This is a genomic window from Streptomyces sp. NBC_00846 (genome assembly GCF_045207325.1).
GTDB lineage: Bacteria > Actinomycetota > Actinomycetes > Streptomycetales > Streptomycetaceae > Streptomyces.
This window is the reverse complement of sequence record NZ_CP108846.1, coordinates 5,146,814-5,161,228: the sequence shown is the minus strand read 5'-3', so window position 1 is coordinate 5,161,228 and position 14,415 is coordinate 5,146,814. Positions and strand designations below refer to the sequence as shown.

Annotated in this window: 16 protein-coding genes and 1 pseudogene; 7 read left to right on the top strand and 10 right to left on the bottom strand. The window is 69.5% G+C overall.

What is annotated here, in order from left to right; genetic code table 11:
- Nucleotides 1-8 precede the first annotated feature (8 nt).
- Nucleotides 9-865, bottom strand: a pseudogene (locus tag OG936_RS23965) (hypothetical protein).
- A gap of 185 nt (nt 866-1,050) precedes the next feature.
- Between OG936_RS23965 and OG936_RS23960 the strand changes: the two are divergent.
- Together OG936_RS23960 and OG936_RS23955 are read left to right on the top strand one after the other, a co-directional pair.
- Nucleotides 1,051-1,908, top strand: a complete 858-nt coding sequence (locus tag OG936_RS23960; protein WP_406497329.1) for a DUF4097 family beta strand repeat-containing protein — start codon at nt 1,051-1,053, stop codon at nt 1,906-1,908.
- Nucleotide 1,909: 1 nt separating this feature from the next.
- A complete protein-coding gene (locus OG936_RS23955) occupies nt 1,910-2,896 on the top strand; it encodes a helix-turn-helix transcriptional regulator (RefSeq protein WP_406497328.1) in 987 nt (328 codons plus the stop codon).
- 142 nt (nt 2,897-3,038) lie between these two features.
- On the opposite strand, the gene OG936_RS23950 is transcribed toward OG936_RS23955, so the two are convergent.
- From OG936_RS23950 to OG936_RS23930, 5 genes are all read right to left on the bottom strand, one after another.
- Nucleotides 3,039-3,620: a Clp protease N-terminal domain-containing protein gene (locus OG936_RS23950; protein ID WP_406497326.1), complete on the bottom strand. Its 582-nt coding sequence runs from the start codon at nt 3,618-3,620 to the stop codon at nt 3,039-3,041.
- A complete protein-coding gene (locus tag OG936_RS23945; protein WP_383755783.1) occupies nt 3,620-3,829 on the bottom strand; it encodes a helix-turn-helix domain-containing protein in 210 nt (69 codons plus the stop codon). The genes OG936_RS23950 and OG936_RS23945 overlap by 1 nt, the downstream gene beginning before the upstream one ends.
- Nucleotides 3,830-3,895: 66 nt before the next feature.
- Nucleotides 3,896-5,284 carry a cellulase family glycosylhydrolase gene (locus tag OG936_RS23940; RefSeq protein ID WP_406497324.1) on the bottom strand — a complete coding sequence of 463 codons (1,389 nt, stop codon included), beginning with the start codon at nt 5,282-5,284 and terminating at the stop codon, nt 3,896-3,898.
- Between the two features lie 50 nt (nt 5,285-5,334).
- Complete coding sequence (locus OG936_RS23935) at nt 5,335-6,300, bottom strand: zinc-binding dehydrogenase (RefSeq protein ID WP_383755778.1); 966 nt, start codon at nt 6,298-6,300, stop codon at nt 5,335-5,337.
- A gap of 339 nt (nt 6,301-6,639) precedes the next feature.
- A complete protein-coding gene (locus OG936_RS23930; protein WP_406497323.1) occupies nt 6,640-7,863 on the bottom strand; it encodes an NADP-dependent malic enzyme in 1,224 nt (407 codons plus the stop codon).
- A gap of 519 nt (nt 7,864-8,382) precedes the next feature.
- Between OG936_RS23930 and OG936_RS23925 the strand changes: the two genes are divergently transcribed.
- From OG936_RS23925 to OG936_RS23915, 3 genes are read left to right on the top strand one after another with little or no spacing between them, the layout of a single operon-like run.
- Nucleotides 8,383-9,336, top strand: coding sequence for an ABC transporter substrate-binding protein (locus tag OG936_RS23925; protein WP_406497321.1), 954 nt, complete (start codon nt 8,383-8,385; stop codon nt 9,334-9,336).
- Nucleotides 9,337-9,363: 27 nt separating this feature from the next.
- Nucleotides 9,364-10,302 carry an amino acid ABC transporter permease gene (locus OG936_RS23920; protein ID WP_406497319.1) on the top strand — a complete coding sequence of 313 codons (939 nt, stop codon included), beginning with the start codon at nt 9,364-9,366 and terminating at the stop codon, nt 10,300-10,302.
- On the top strand, nt 10,299-11,066 hold the full coding sequence (locus OG936_RS23915) for an amino acid ABC transporter ATP-binding protein (RefSeq protein WP_406497317.1): 768 nt from the start codon (nt 10,299-10,301) through the stop codon (nt 11,064-11,066). The genes OG936_RS23920 and OG936_RS23915 overlap by 4 nt, the downstream gene beginning before the upstream one ends.
- Before the next feature lie 70 nt (nt 11,067-11,136).
- On the opposite strand, the gene OG936_RS23910 is transcribed toward OG936_RS23915, so the two are convergent.
- Together OG936_RS23910 and OG936_RS23905 are read right to left on the bottom strand one after the other, a co-directional pair.
- On the bottom strand, nt 11,137-11,286 hold the full coding sequence (locus tag OG936_RS23910) for a hypothetical protein (protein ID WP_406497315.1): 150 nt from the start codon (nt 11,284-11,286) through the stop codon (nt 11,137-11,139).
- Between the two features lie 311 nt (nt 11,287-11,597).
- Nucleotides 11,598-12,401, bottom strand: coding sequence for a class I SAM-dependent methyltransferase (locus tag OG936_RS23905; protein ID WP_406497314.1), 804 nt, complete (start codon nt 12,399-12,401; stop codon nt 11,598-11,600).
- 47 nt (nt 12,402-12,448) lie between these two features.
- Here OG936_RS23905 and OG936_RS23900 point away from each other — a divergent pair, with 47 nt between their 5' ends.
- Nucleotides 12,449-13,078, top strand: coding sequence for a CGNR zinc finger domain-containing protein (locus tag OG936_RS23900; RefSeq protein ID WP_383755763.1), 630 nt, complete (start codon nt 12,449-12,451; stop codon nt 13,076-13,078).
- Here the strand turns inward: OG936_RS23900 and sodX are convergent.
- Nucleotides 12,982-13,449 carry a nickel-type superoxide dismutase maturation protease gene (sodX, locus tag OG936_RS23895; RefSeq protein ID WP_406497313.1) on the bottom strand — a complete coding sequence of 156 codons (468 nt, stop codon included), beginning with the start codon at nt 13,447-13,449 and terminating at the stop codon, nt 12,982-12,984. The two genes, OG936_RS23900 and sodX, sit on opposite strands and share 97 nt — an antisense overlap.
- Nucleotides 13,450-13,629: 180 nt before the next feature.
- Here sodX and sodN point away from each other — a divergent pair, with 180 nt between their 5' ends.
- Nucleotides 13,630-14,025, top strand: a complete 396-nt coding sequence (sodN, locus tag OG936_RS23890; RefSeq protein ID WP_093899557.1) for a superoxide dismutase, Ni — start codon at nt 13,630-13,632, stop codon at nt 14,023-14,025.
- Nucleotides 14,026-14,123: 98 nt separating this feature from the next.
- On the opposite strand, the gene OG936_RS23885 is transcribed toward sodN, so the two are convergent.
- Nucleotides 14,124-14,342 (bottom strand): hypothetical protein, encoded by a 219-nt coding sequence (locus OG936_RS23885; RefSeq protein ID WP_406497311.1) that lies wholly within the window; start codon nt 14,340-14,342, stop codon nt 14,124-14,126.
- Between the last annotated feature and the right edge of the window lie 73 nt (nt 14,343-14,415).

Here is a 14,415-nt window from a genome sequence, read left to right as displayed (position 1 = left end):
ACGACTGGTCAGACCGGCCCGGAGCCGTCGGCCGCCTCGGCCCCGTCGGCTCTGAACCGGTCGTACGCGAGGCCAAGCACTCCGTGCGCCACCAGCAGTACCCCGGCGAAGGCCCAGCCACCGCTGCGGCGCCCGATCCCCCAGAGGGCGAGCGGCAATCCGGCCGCCACCTGGGCGCCACCCAGTGCACGGGCCCTGGGGCCGCGCAGCCAGGGACCGAGACGGCTGTTCTCGACCGCGCCGAGTTCGACCTTCGTCGCCTCGCGCCAGCCGGTCCGGACGACCGGTTCCGCTTCGGGCCGTTCGTCGGCCGCTGCGTACAGCCGGTCGCCGTGCGTCTCCGGGTCCAGGCCGGGCGGGAGGGACAGTCCGATGCGGGTGAGTACCGCGGGCAGCCCGCGCAGCCGTACGCGGGCATGGCATCCGGGTCGGGGCGGATCAGCTCGTCGAGCGCCTGGACGTCCAGTACGGGGTCGAGGCCCAGCCGCTCGGCGAACGTACGCATCGCCTCGTCCTCACCGGCCGGCGTGCCGTCCGCGAGCCAGATGTAGCCGACCGGGCGGCGGAAATCGGACGCGAGCGTGTGACCGGCCCGGTCGCCGTCCCACCACAGGGCGAGGACGGGCCAGGTCGAGCCGACCGCGAGCGCGGCGGCCCAGTCGGCCACGACCCGGTCGACCGGCTCCGCGTCCGCACCCCCGGCGCTACCGTTCCGCCAGGGCTTCCTCTCGGGCACGAGCACGGACCACCCGTCTCCGGCGGGCGCGAGCAGCATCCGTTCGCGCAGCAGACGGGCCATCGGCCTTACGGCCTCGGGTTCGGCACGGCACAACAGCAGCACCCCGGCGGGGCATGTCGCGTTCATGCCTCACACGCTAGGGCAATTTGTCCATGTCTGATGCATTCATCCTCCCCTGATCGGCAATGCCGCGCACGACTGATCGGCAATGCCGTCACGACGCCCCTTGACTTCACGGATCCGCGATATATCGTGTTCTACAAGAGACGCGATATATTGCGTCATCCCGTGCTCCCTTGGAGGTCAGATACATGCCTGTGTCGACATGGGCCATCGCCGAGCCCCGGAAACTGACCTTCGACGATCCCGTGACGTCGCTCAATGTGCGCATCGTCGGGGGCGCGGTCAATGTCGTCGGTACCGATGAACCGACCGCGCGGCTGGAGGTCTCCACGATCGAGGGCCCGCCGCTGATCGTGACCCAGGAGGGCGGCACTCTCACGGTCGCGTACGAGGGCCTGCCCTGGAACGGCTTCCTCACATGGTTCGACCGCAAGGGCTGGCACCGCAGCGCCGTCGTCTCGCTCGCCGTGCCCGCCGGGTCGGCGGTGGAGGTCGGTGTGGTCGGCGCCGGGGCCGTCGTGTCCGGAATCCGGGGGCGTACGGACGTACGCGGCGTCAGCGGCGACTCCACGCTCGTCGGGCTCGCCGGTCCGGTCCGCGCCGAGACGGTCTCCGGCAGCGTGGAGGCCCAGGCCGTCACCGGTGAGCTGCGCTTCCAGACGGTCTCGGGCGATCTGACGGTCGTCGAGGGCGCCGGGGCCTCGGTGCGGGCGGAGTCGGTCAGCGGGAACATGGTGCTGGATCTGAACCCGAGCGGGAAGCCCACGGACATCCGGCTGACCACGGTGTCCGGCGAGGTCGCCATCCGACTGCCGCACCCGGCGGACGCGACGGTCGAGGCGAACACCACGAGCGGCGCCGTCTCCAACGGCTTCGAGGATCTGCGGGTCAGCGGCCAGTGGGGGGCGAAGAAGATCACCGGCACGCTGGGCGCCGGGACCGGGCAGCTGCGGGCGACGACCGTCTCGGGTTCGATCGCCCTGCTGCGCCGCCCACCGACCAAAAACGACGCGTACGACGCCGAGCCGACCGGAAAGGTGCTCTGACATGGCCCCTGTATTCGCCCACGGCCGCCTCCGCCTCTATCTGCTGAAGCTGCTCGACGAGGCCCCTCGCCATGGCTACGAGGTGATCCGGCTCCTGGAGGAGCGTTTCCAGGGGCTGTACGCGCCTTCGGCGGGCACGGTCTATCCGCGGCTGGCCAAGCTGGAGGCCGAGGGCCTCGTCACCCATGTCACCGAGGGCGGCCGCAAGGTCTACTCGATCACCGACGCGGGCCGCGCCGAACTGGCGGGCCGCACGGGCGAGCTGGCCGATCTGGAGCTGGAGATCGGGGAGTCCGTCTCCGAACTGGCCACCGAGATCCGGGACGACGTCCGCGGCGCCGCCGGGAAGCTGCGCAGCGAGATGCGGGCCGCGGCGCACGAGACCCGGCAGACCTCCACCGGTTCCACCGGCGGCCGGGGCGACCGGGACTTCCCCTTCGGCGACTTCACGGACTTCGGCGACAAGGAGTCGTGGCGGGCCGCGAAGGAGGAGCTGCGCAAAGCCAAGCAGGAGTGGAAGGAGCAGGCCCGCCGGGCGAAGGACGAGTCCCGCCGCGCCCGCGAGGACGCCCAACAGGCCCGCCGTCAGGCCAAGGAGGCCCAGGACAAGGCGCGCGAACAGATGCAGAACGCCGCCCGCCAGGTCCAGGAGCACTTCGCGCGGGGCGACTGGCCCTCGGGCGTACGGGAGGGGCTGGCCGAAATCACCGGCCAGCTGGGCAACTTCGCCAGGACGGGCAGTTGGCCCCCGTACATCAAGCCCGAGCCCGCCGACGCCGACCCGGAGTGGGGCAAGGACACCGCCCGCACCGGCGACCCGGCCCGCGACCTGGACCGCCTGCTCGACCGCTTCCGCGACGACATCCGCGACGCGGCCCGGGACCGGGGCGTCACGGAGGAGCAGCTGACGGAGGCCCGCCGTCATCTGTCCACGGCGGCGGCCCACATCGAGGCGCTGCTGAGGAAGGACGACGGCGGGGAGAGATGAACCGGGGCCCCGCCCCGACCCACCGGCTCCCGACTCACCGGCCTTCGTCTCTCGTCTCCCGACTCCCGGCTCCCGGCTCCCGGCTCCCGGCTCCCGGCTCACCGTCTCTCGGCTCCGGCTTCCGGCTTCCGGCTTCCGGCCCTCAGATGCCGGACGGGCCAGCGTCACCCCCACCCCCGCCCGCATCCCCGCCCCCGTACAACGCGCGGTTCACCGACTCGTACGTCGCACCGTGGGCGGCGAGTACGTCGGCGACCGCACCGGGGCAGGCGGTGAGCGCCAGCAGCAGGTGCTCCTCGCCGATGAAGCGGTCGCCGCGCCCCACCGCGATCCGCAGTGTCTTCGCCAGGACATCCTTCGACCCGCGGGTGAACGGACGACGCCCCGACCCGCGCCGCCGGCCCCTGTCCAGCGCGCCTTCCCCGTGGACTTCCTCGACCCGGGCGACGATCTCGGCGACATCGATGCCGATGTCGGCGAGCGCGTCCGCATCGGCCCGGGTCAGCCCGCCGCGGCGGCGCGCGGTGACCAGCTCGGCCTCGACCGCCGCGCGGCGGTCGGCGAGGCCCAGCGAGGTGATGGCGAAGAGGGCCCGGCCGCTGTGCTGATCCAGCAGGGCGAGCAGCAGATGTTCCTCGGTGACCGATTCGGCGTCGGCCCGTTCGGCATGGGCCACGGCGCCGGTCACGGTCGTCCGGGCACTCTTGGTGAATCGTTCGAACATCAATGCCTCCCGTACTTCTTGTGCACGGCCTGTCGGCTGACGCCCAGTTCGGCGGCGATCTCCTGCCACGACCAGCCGTTCGCGCGGGCGCTTGCGACCTGTACGGCTTCGAGTTGCTCCAGCAGCCGCCGCAGCGCGGCGACCGCCCGCAGCCCCACCCGGGGGTCGCGGTCCCCGGCGCGCGCGGCAAGATCCGTTGCTTCGGTCATGATGTCAACTTACGTTGACATGGCACCCCTGTCAACCATCGTTGACAAGGGTGCCGCGAGGACCGCTCAGCCGCGCGCCGCCTGCGTCACCGTGACCGTGACGCGAGCCCCTTCGCGGGCCCGGACACTCACCTCTCCCCCATGCCTCCGGACCGTGGCACGGCCGTCCACCGAGACCCGCCACTCCCCGGGCGTCGGCGGCAGGGAGACCTCCGTGCTGCCGCGGCGGCCCGCCGTGTAGGAGAGCCGGTAGACGCCGGTGGTGTCGTCGTACGTGTCGGAGTGGACGGTTCCGGCGACGGCGGGTGCGTACGGTGTGGCGGTCCGCTCCTTGTTCTTCGCGAACGCACCGTCCTTGTCCAGCGCGCAGTAACCGCCGCCGTAGCACCACGCCCAGCCGGCCCAGCCCGAGGTGTAGCGGCTCAGGGAGGCCATCGCGTCCTGGTAGAAACGGCCCATCTGGGGAAGTGTGTTGTTCAATGGGCCCCACTCGCCGACGACGACCGGAATGTGCCGCTGCTCCGGGTACGTGGTGACGGCGGCCTCGTACGACTCGATCCAGCCCGCCGACGGGTCGTAGTCGGCGCCCGCCTCCATCGCGGTGTTGTAGAAGTGCGGTGCGTAGACGGTCCGGTGGTCCTTGATCACGCCCAGCCCGGTGGGGACACCCTCGCCGACGGCGGGGGTGGGTTCGACGAACAGCCAGGTGGAGCGGTCCACCGAACGAATTGCGCGGGCCAGCCTGTTGTACATCGGGGTGAGCTGGCGGGCCTCGATGCGCCGGGCAGCTGTCGGCAGGTCCTCCCCCTCCTGGAGCTCCCCCATCGGCTCGTTGATCAGGTCGTAGCCGAGGACGGCGGGGTGGTGCGCGTAGCGGTCGGCGACGACCTTCCACATCTGCGCCTGGGCGCGCTGGAGATCGGGGTCTTCGTAGAGATGGGTGAAGGCGCGTTGCACGGCGGGCTCGAAGTACTCGGAGAACCAGTCGTCGGGGTGCGGGGTGAAGGGCAGACCGTCGGTACGGGTCGCCCAGGCCGGGATGCCCCGACTGCCGAACGCCGGGCCGAAGACGTCCTGGTGGGCATCGAGCACCACCCGGATGTCGTACTTCCGCGCCCAGTCCAGGACCCGGTCGATCTTGCGCAGATACGCGTTGCTGTACTGGCCCCGGCGCGGCTCCAGGTCGTCCCAGAAGATGAGCAGCCGGGCGAAGTCGAAGCCCTTCGCGTGCAGATCGCGGAAGTGTTTCTCGGTGATGGCGGTCAGCGCCTGGTCACCGCTGTTCGCCTTGTCCGCGACGCTCCATCCGCGCAGGGTGAGGGTGCGGCCCTCGTCGTCGGTGAGACGGGGGATGCCGGTCCGGTCCGGTGGTGCGGGCCGTGCGTCGGCGGCGGGGGCCAGGGCCCCCGCCGCGAGCACGGCCGAAGTGACGATCGAGGTGAGTACGCTGCCCATTCGCGTCCGCATTCGCATGGCGCAGATGAGAACAGCTCACCCCGAACACCTCAAGAGCAGGTGAGCACAATCTTTCCGAACTGGTCGCCCGCGGCCAGCCGTTCGAACCCCTCGCGGGCCCGGTCCAGCGGCAGCACCTCATCGATGACGGGCCGCACGCCGGTCGTCGCGCAGAACGCCAGCAGATCCTCCAGCTCGTCCTTGGACCCCATGGTCGAGCCGACGACCTTCAGTTCCAGGAAGAAGATCCGGGTCAGCTCGGCGTGCGAGGGCCGGTCGCCGCTGGTCGCACCGGAGATGACGAGCGTGCCGCCGGGGCGCAGGGACTTCACCGAGTGGGACCAGGTGGCGGCGCCGACGGTCTCGATGACCGCGTCGACGCGCTCCGGCAGCCGCGCGCCGGGCTCGTACGCCGCGATCGCGCCGAGTTCGACGGCACGCTTGCGCTTGGCCTCGTCGCGGCTGGTGGCGTGGATCCGCAGCCCGGCGGCCCGGCCGAGCACGATCGCGGCGGTGGCGACGCCGCCGCCCGCGCCCTGGACGAGGACCGAATCACCCGGGCGCACGCCGGCGTTGGTGAAGAGCATCCGGTACGCGGTGAGCCAGGCGGTCGGCAGGCAGGCGGCCTGCTCGAAGGTGAGTTCCTTCGGCTTGGGCAGCACATTCCAGCTGGGGACGGCGACCTGCTCGGCGAAGGTGCCCTGGTAGCGCTCGGTGAGGATGGACCGGGGTTCCTTCGGGCCGACGCCGTGCCCGGTCTGCCCGATGACGGAGTGCAGGACGACCTCGTTGCCGTCCTCGTCGATCCCGGCGGCGTCGCAGCCGAGAATCATCGGCAGTTTGTCCTCGGCGAGGCCGACGCCGCGCAGGGACCAGAGGTCGTGGTGGTTGAGTGAGGCGGCCCGGACGCTGACGGTGGTCCAGCCGGGACGCGCCTCGGGGGCGGGGCGCTCACCCAGCTCAAGGCCGTTCAGGGGCTGGTCGCGGTCGATACGGGATGCGTAGGCGGCGAACATGGTCTCGACGATAGGCCGGGGCGCGGACCGGCGTAACCGGCTACGGGTGTGACGCGCACCGCGAAAGAATCAGCCCCTCCGGCGTTGGAGGGGCTGAGGTCCGGGGCAGCACCCGCGGACAAGAAGGAACAGGGATACCGGGGGCAGCACCCCGGACAGGAAGAAGCGGGAGCCCGGGGCCAGCACCCCGGACAGGAAGAAGCAGGAGCCCGGGGGCAGCACCCCCGGACAAGGAAGGGGCGGGGAGAGCAACGGGCCCGCCGCAGACGCACCCGCGACCGGATCGCCCACGGGCACACACCCCGCACCCGGGCAGCGCACCCCGCCCCGCCCCGGACCTCAGCGCCTCGCCACGCCTTCCGCCCGCGCCGCCGCGGCCACAGCGGCTGTCACCGCAGGCGCGACCCGCTCGTCGAACGGCGACGGAATCACGTAGTCCGCCGCGAGCTCGTCGCCCACGACATCCGCCAGCGCGTTCGCCGCGGCGATCTTCATGCCCTCGGTGATCCGGGAGGCCCGGACCTGAAGGGCGCCCGCGAAGATGCCGGGGAAGGCCAGCACGTTGTTGATCTGGTTCGGGTAGTCCGACCGCCCGGTCGCCACGACGGCCGCGTACTTGTGCGCGACGTCGGGGTGGACCTCGGGGTTCGGGTTGGCCATGGCGAAGACGAACGCGCCGGGCGCCATCGACGCGACGGCCGCCTCGGGCACCGTACCGCCGGAGACGCCGATGAAGACGTCCGCACCGGCCAGCGCGCTCTCCAGCGAACCGGAGATCCCGGCCCGGTTGGTGAGTTCGGCCAGCTCGCGCTTGACGTCCGTCAGGTCCTTGCGGTCCCGGCTGACGATGCCCTTGCGGTCGGCCACGGCGACATCGCCGAGCCCAGCCTCCAGCAGGAACTTGGCGATGGCGACCCCGGCCGCACCGGCGCCGGAGATCACCGCGCGCAGGTCGCCGAGGCTCCGGCCGGACAGCTTCGCGGCGTTGCGCAGGGCCGCGAGCGTCACGACGGCTGTGCCGTGCTGGTCGTCGTGGAAGACCGGGATGTCGAGCCGTTCCTGGAGCTTGCGCTCGATCTCGAAGCAGCGCGGCGCCGAGATGTCCTCCAGGTTCACGCCGCCGAAGGACGGCGCGAGCCGGACGACCGTCTCGACGATCTCGTCCGCGTCGGTGGTCGCGAGCGCGATCGGCACCGCGTCGACGCCGCCGAACTGCTTGAACAGGATCGCCTTGCCCTCCATCACCGGGAGGGACGCCTCGGGGCCGATGTCACCGAGGCCGAGCACCGCGGTGCCGTCCGTCACGACGGCGACGACCTGCGACTTCCAGGTGTAGTCGTGGACCAGCTCGGGATTCTCGGCGATGGCGCTGCACACCCTGGCGACGCCGGGCGTGTACGCGAGGGACAGGTCGTCCTTGTCACGGACGGGCACGGTGGCTTGCACAGCCATCTTGCCGCCGCGGTGGAGCGCGAAGGCCGGGTCGAACGGCGCATCGGTGGTGCTGTCAGTGGTGCTGTCAGTGGTGCTGTCGCTGCGAGGATTGACGATCTCCGCTGCCATGGTGTTGACCCCTTAAGTCTTCATCGTTTGAGGGTGGCCACTCCTGGTTGAGGAGGGGTGGGCGGGCACCGCGTACGTCCCCTGCGCCCGGCGGTTGGCCCGCCCCGGCAGGGGGAGATACATACGCGCGGGCGCGCCGCACACGCGCCCTGAGCCCCGGATGAGGGGTGTAGAGGTCTTTCTTACCGGACGGACCGCATTACGGACGAGTCCAAATCGGCGCGGTGACGTGACTCATAGTCGAATACCTGGACAAGTCGACCAAGCGACGAAAAATATCCATCTGCCGAGACACGCCGCAGATCCTCCGGCACGAAGTTGAAAACCCCGCAGATGGTCCGGCCCTGATGTACCGGCCCCTGATGTTCGGGGATCGCCCGTTACCCGATTTTGACATGACCGGCACCCTGAATGGCCCAGTCCGAATGGCAAGATGCCGTAATCGCACAGGGCGGCGGCATCCGACGTCGGGTTTCCGCACCGCCTCGCACCACCCTCATCCGCCGGAGGTACCCGATCATGACCGCAAGCACCACTCGTCGTACGGCCGCGAAGTCCCGGATTGCAGCGGTCGGCGCCATCGCGGTCGCCGGCACCATGCTGCTGACCGCCTGCGGCGACCAGACGAACTCGGACACCTCGAAGAAGAAGGGCGGCGAGAACAGCGCGCCGCTCTTCACCAAACTACCGGCGGACATCCAGAAGGCCGGTGTCATCAAGGTTGGTACGGACGCCACGTACGCCCCGATGGAGTTCAAGCAGGGCGAGAAGATCGTCGGTGTCGACCCTGACATCGCCGCGGCCCTGGGCAAGCAGCTCGGTGTGAACTTCGAGTTCACCTCCGGCACCTTCGACACCCTGCTCGGCGCGCTGCCTACCGGCCGCTACGACGTAATCATGTCCTCCATGAGCGACACCAAGGCCCGCCAGGAGGGTCTGGACGACAAGGGCAAGAAGACCGGCACGGGTGTCGACTTCGTCGACTACTTCACGGCTAGCACCGGCATCCTGGTGAAGAAGGGCAACCCGGAAGGCATCCAGTCCGTCGACGACCTGTGCGGCAAGAAGCTCGCTGTCCAGCGCGGTACGACGTACGAAACCGCCGCCAAGGACCTGTCGGCCAAGTGCGCGACGAACGGCAAGGCGAAGATCTCCATCCAGGCCTTCTCGACCGATGCCGAGGCCCAGACCCGGGTCAAGTCGGGTGGCGCCGTCGCCGACTTGAACGACTCCCCGGTCGCCGCGCACATCGCCAAGACCGCGGGCGACGGCAACGACTTTGAGGCCATCGCCAACAAGGGGGACGCCGGCCCGTTCGGTCTCGCGGTCGACAAGAAGAACACAAAGCTGCGTGACGCCCTCCAGGCCGCCGTGGACGCGGTCATCGCCGATGGCACCTATAAGGCCGCTCTCGACAAGTGGGGCGCTGGTGACGGTGCGGTTACCAAGGCAGTCGTCAACGGCGGATCCTGACCCACGCACCGCTGAAGGGCAGTCGTTGTGAACTACGTGATCAAGAAGGTTCCGTCCGGGGCGACACCCGCCCCGGACGGGGCCGCGCCCCAGGCCATCAAGGCCATCCCGGTACGCCACTACGGGCGCTGGATCAGCGCCGTAGTCGTGTTCGCGTTGCTCGTGGGGCTTGCGTACGCCTTCTCGCAGGGCAATGTGCGCTGGGCAACCGTGCCGGACAAGCTGCTCGACCCCAGCATCCTGGCCGGCCTCCGCAATACGATCTACATCAGCGTTGCCTCCATGGCGCTGGGTCTGGTACTCGGCGTGCTGTTCGCCGTGATGCGCTTGTCCAAGAACTCGGTGACCAGCACGGTCGCCTGGCTGTACATCTGGTTCTTCCGGGGCACTCCGGTCTATGTGCAACTGCTCATCTGGTTCAACCTCGCCCTGATCTTCCCGATCTTCGACATCGGGTTCTACCGGAACGAGATGACCGATGTCATGACTCCCTTCCTGGCCGCCCTGCTGGGCCTCGGCCTCAACGAAGGCGCGTACATGGCGGAGATCGTCCGGTCCGGCATCCAGTCGGTGGACGAGGGCCAGACCGAGGCATCCCACGCGCTGGGCATGACGCAGGCGAAGACCCTGCGGCGTGTGGTGCTGCCGCAGTCGATGCGGGTGATCATCCCGCCGACGGGTAACGAGTTCATCAACATGCTCAAGACGTCGTCGCTGGTCGTCGCCGTCCAGTACCAGGATCTGCTGCGCAGCGCACAGGACATCGCGGCCACATCGTTCGCGGTGATGGAGATGCTGTTCGTCGCCTCGATCTGGTACCTGACCCTGACCAGTGTGTTCAGCGTCGGCCAGTACTACCTGGAACGCCGCTACGCCCGCGGTTCGCTGCGATCCCTGCCGCCCACTCCGCTACAGCGCCTGCGCGCCAACCTGAACCTGTTCCGCCGTTCGGAGGTGGCCCGATGACTACGCACCCGATGGTGAAAGCCCAGGGCGTCCACAAGTCCTTCGGCGCCGCGCACATCCTCAAGGGCATCGACCTGGAGGTCGCTCCGCGCGAGGTCTTCTGTCTGATCGGCCCCTCCGGCTCCGGCAAGTCGACCTTCCTGCGGTGCATCAATCACCTGGAGCAGATCAATGCCGGCCGGCTGTACGTCGACGGCGAGCTGGTGGGTTACCGCCAGAAGGGCGACAAGCTCTACGAGCTCAAGGACAGCGACGTCGCCCTGAAGCGCCGGGACATCGGCATGGTCTTCCAGCGCTTCAACCTCTTCCCCCACATGACGGCGATCGAGAACGTCATGGAGGCCCCGGTCCAGGTCAAGCGCGAGCCGAAAGCCGTGGCGAGGGCCCGGGCCGAACAGCTGCTGGACCGGGTGGGCCTGGCCGACAAGGCGAAGAACTACCCCTCCCAGCTCTCCGGCGGCCAGCAGCAGCGGGTGGCCATCGCCCGCGCCCTGGCCATGGAGCCGAAGCTGATGCTCTTCGACGAGCCGACATCGGCGCTCGACCCGGAGCTGGTGGGCGACGTACTGGACGTCATGCGCGGGCTCGCGGAGGACGGCATGACGATGATCGTCGTGACCCATGAGATGGGCTTCGCCCGTGAGGTCGGCGATGCGCTGGTCTTCATGGACGACGGTGTGGTGGTCGAGTCGGGCCACCCGCGCGACGTACTGACGAACCCGCAGCACGACCGGACGAAGTCGTTCCTGTCGAAGGTGCTGTAAGCGGTGTTGTAAGAGCACGGGAGGAGGGCGGTACGGACCCGGCGTCCGTACCGCCCTCCTCCCATGTCCCCTACTTCTCCTGCTTCTCCTGCTTCTTCGGCAGCAGCTCCGGGCTGAGCAGCAGCGTCCGCAGCTGGGCACGGGTCAGCGGCGGCGTCTTCAGGAGCGGGCCCTGCGCCCGCTCGCCCTTGAAGCCGGTGCTGTCACGGACGGCCAGCACCCCGCCGTCCTTCAGGGTGAGCCGGCCGGCCAGCTCCCTCCCCCACTGCGGGTTGGCCCCTTAGTTCATCGGGTCGCTCCAGGTCGTCAGCGTCCGCCCGTCCGGCAGCTCCTCGTTCACGCAGTCCGCCAGACCCGGCTGCCCCTGGGCGGGCCTCGATCCGCATCGTCGGCGCCCCTCTCCGGGTCCGCGGGTGCGGACCGTCTCACTTTTCCAGTGCGGTGGGAGGCACGGCGGGTTGCAACGGAAGACAGAAAAGAAGAGGCGGTACGGGCAACCGCCCCGCACCGCCCTCCCTGCGCGTCCCGTCGCTACTTCACGGCGAGCACCAGGCTGTCCGACGGCGACGCCCAGACGGCGCGCGCCTCGCCGAACCCCGCCTCGCGCAGGGTGTCGACGTGCCACCGCACGGACGGTGTGTCGCCGTCCGCGTGCTCGCCGTAGATCGTGTACCGCTCGGCGGTCGGCCCGGCGAGGACCGGGGCCTTCGCGGCGAGGGCCCACCAGTCCGTCCAGTCGAGAGCGCCCGCGGCCCTGGCACGGTCCATGGCCGCGTGCCGGTGGGCGCGCTCGGCCGCGTTGATACGGGGCGTCTCGGTGTCGATCATGTGGTCGGCGTTCATGAACACGCCGCCGTCCCTGACGAGTCCGCCGATGCGCCGGTAGAGCGCGGTCAGCGGTTCGGTGTGCAGCCAGTGCAGCGCGGTGGCGGTGAGGACCGCGTCGTACGACTCGTACGGCAACTGCCCTGCCCAGTCGGGGTCCTTGAGGTCGGCGGTGACGAAGGTGACGCGCTCGTCGCCGTCGAAGTGGCCGCGGGCGATGGCGAGCAGCGCCGGGTCGAGGTCGACGCCCGTGCTGGTGGCCTCGGGGAACCGCTTGAGGAGCCGGTCCGTAATACTTCCCGTACCGCAGGCGAGATCGAGCACCCTCGGCCGGGATCCCACCACGGCCTCGACCATGTCCAGCATCACCCGGAACCGTTCCTCACGGTCGGGCATGTACCACTCCTGCTGGCGGTCCCAGCTCTCCTGCCAGGCCGCCCAGTCGGTGCCTGTCGATGTCTCCGCCACAAGGAACCCCTCATGTAATACCCTGAAAAGGGAAAAGCCCATTACATCGTTCGCTGCATCACTTTAGACCGACGCCGTAAGGACTACAAGTGGAACTGGCCTATTACTCGGACTACGCCGTGCGTCTGGTCAACACCGAGGAGCCGAACCGCAACAAGGACTCCCTCACCTCCGTCGAGGCGGTACGTGAGCTGTTCGGCCTCAACCAACAGGCGGCCCGGCGGGCGACCGACGCGGACGTGACCCGCTTCCGGTCCGTACGGGCACGGCTGCGCGCGGTCTTCGAAGCGGCCGACGGCGGTGACGAGACGCTCGCCGTCGACCTGCTCAACTCGCTGCTGCTGGAGTTCCCGGTCAGCCCGCAGATCTCCGGGCACGACTTCCGCGACGAGGACGGCAAGCCGGACTGGCACATGCACCTGGCCGACCACCCGTCGAACGCGACGGCCGGGTACGCCGCCATCGCGGCGATGGGCCTCGCCTTCCACCTCACCTCGTACGGGGTGAACCGGCTCGGCCTGTGCGAGGCGGCGCCGTGCCGTAACGCCTATCTCGACACCTCGACCAATCGCTCCCGCCGCTACTGCTCGGACCGCTGCGCGACCCGCGCCAACGTGGCCGCCTACCGGGCCCGCAAGCGCCTGGAGACGGAACGCGCCGCCGTCACCGGCCGCAGCGCGGAGACCGCCCAGGTCACCACACCCCACACCGACCGCTGATCCTTCTTCAGCGGCCGGTAGCGTGCCTGGACCCTGGCCAGTACGAGCTCCTCCGGCACCGTCCCGTAATCCGTACTGTCGCCGCCGGCGAAGATGTTGTCGGCCAGCACCCACCAGCCGCCCCGGCGGCGTTCGGCGGCCCGCTTGACGACCAGCAGATCCTGCTGGAACGGATGGCGCAGAATCACCACGTCCCCGGGGCGCACCGTCGCCCCGTACTGCACGAGCAGCCAGTCCCCGTGATGGAGCGTGGGCACCATCGACGGCCCCGTCACCTCCACCACCTGGAACGGCACGCGCCCGGCCGGCCCTCCCCCCCGCTGCTCCTGCGTCAGCTCAGGCACCTCCGGCACCTCCGGCACCTCCCGCATCTCTCCGGCACCTCCCCGGTTCGTCCAGTACACCGTCCCGTACAGCGTTCCGTACATTCGGCCACCGGCCCCATCCTCACCCTGGACTTTTGGCCTAAGCCCATGGGGGCAGCCGCTAAAACCCGTCACTCACGGAGTAATGTCCCACCTGAGAAGACGATCACGAGGAAGGACAGCTCAATGCTTTCCCGCCTGTTTGCCCCCAAGGTGAAGGTCAGCGCCCACTGCGACCTGCCCTGCGGCGTGTACGACCCGGCCCAGGCCCGCATCGAGGCGGAGTCCGTCAAGGCCGTCCAGGAGAAGTACCAGGCCAACGAGGACCCGCACTTCCGGGCCCGCGCAGTGGTCATCAAGGAGCAGCGCGCCGAGCTCGCCAAGCACCACGTCTCGGTGCTGTGGAGCGACTACTTCAAGCCCCCGCACTTCGAGAAGTACCCGGAGCTGCACCAGCTGGTCAACGACGCCCTGAAGGCGCTGTCGGCCGCGAAGGCCTCCACTGACCCGGCGACGGGCCAGAAGGCGCTGGACTACATCGCCCAGATCGACAAGATCTTCTGGGAGACCAAGAAGGCTTGATCAGCCCGCTGTTCAGCCCCAGGTTGGACCGCAGGTCAGAGCAGGAATTCGAAAGGCCCGACCGCTTCGAGCGGTCGGGCCTTTCTGCCTTTCGCAGATCATTTGGGAGACGTTTGGGAGACGAGGTCAGGACCCACCCCGCCGCCTCGCAGCAGTGCACCGGCCGTCATCAGGAGCAGGCCAAGCACCATGGCGGTGCCCCCGGCCCGGCGTCCGGGGAAGCCAGTAGCGCCCAACTGCTCCACCGGAAGCGCGGTGCGCAGCCGGTCGCCGATGGCCGATGCCGGGGTGCCCACAGGGACCGTTCGGTTCGTCATGCCCCGACGATGCCTCGTCCACCCCTGGCGCGGCATCGGACCATGTCCTGGACTGCGGGGCCGGACCTGGGTA

What these genes read in the sequence shown, in the direction of transcription:
- OG936_RS23960 (WP_406497329.1), top strand. Translation starts at nt 1,051, where the DNA reads ATGCCTGTGTCGACATGGGCCATCGCCGAGCCCCGGAAACTGACCTTC.
- OG936_RS23955 (WP_406497328.1), top strand. Translation starts at nt 1,910, where the DNA reads ATGGCCCCTGTATTCGCCCACGGCCGCCTCCGCCTCTATCTGCTGAAG.
- OG936_RS23950 (WP_406497326.1), bottom strand. Translation starts at nt 3,620, where the DNA reads ATGTTCGAACGATTCACCAAGAGTGCCCGGACGACCGTGACCGGCGCC.
- OG936_RS23945 (WP_383755783.1), bottom strand. Translation starts at nt 3,829, where the DNA reads ATGACCGAAGCAACGGATCTTGCCGCGCGCGCCGGGGACCGCGACCCC.
- OG936_RS23940 (WP_406497324.1), bottom strand. Translation starts at nt 5,284, where the DNA reads ATGGGCAGCGTACTCACCTCGATCGTCACTTCGGCCGTGCTCGCGGCG.
- OG936_RS23935 (WP_383755778.1), bottom strand. Translation starts at nt 6,300, where the DNA reads ATGTTCGCCGCCTACGCATCCCGTATCGACCGCGACCAGCCCCTGAAC.
- OG936_RS23930 (WP_406497323.1), bottom strand. Translation starts at nt 7,863, where the DNA reads ATGGCAGCGGAGATCGTCAATCCTCGCAGCGACAGCACCACTGACAGC.
- OG936_RS23925 (WP_406497321.1), top strand. Translation starts at nt 8,383, where the DNA reads ATGACCGCAAGCACCACTCGTCGTACGGCCGCGAAGTCCCGGATTGCA.
- OG936_RS23915 (WP_406497317.1), top strand. Translation starts at nt 10,299, where the DNA reads ATGACTACGCACCCGATGGTGAAAGCCCAGGGCGTCCACAAGTCCTTC.
- OG936_RS23905 (WP_406497314.1), bottom strand. Translation starts at nt 12,401, where the DNA reads ATGGGCTTTTCCCTTTTCAGGGTATTACATGAGGGGTTCCTTGTGGCG.
- sodX (WP_406497313.1), bottom strand. Translation starts at nt 13,449, where the DNA reads ATGCGGGAGGTGCCGGAGGTGCCGGAGGTGCCTGAGCTGACGCAGGAG.
- sodN (WP_093899557.1), top strand. Translation starts at nt 13,630, where the DNA reads ATGCTTTCCCGCCTGTTTGCCCCCAAGGTGAAGGTCAGCGCCCACTGC.
- OG936_RS23885 (WP_406497311.1), bottom strand. Translation starts at nt 14,342, where the DNA reads ATGACGAACCGAACGGTCCCTGTGGGCACCCCGGCATCGGCCATCGGC.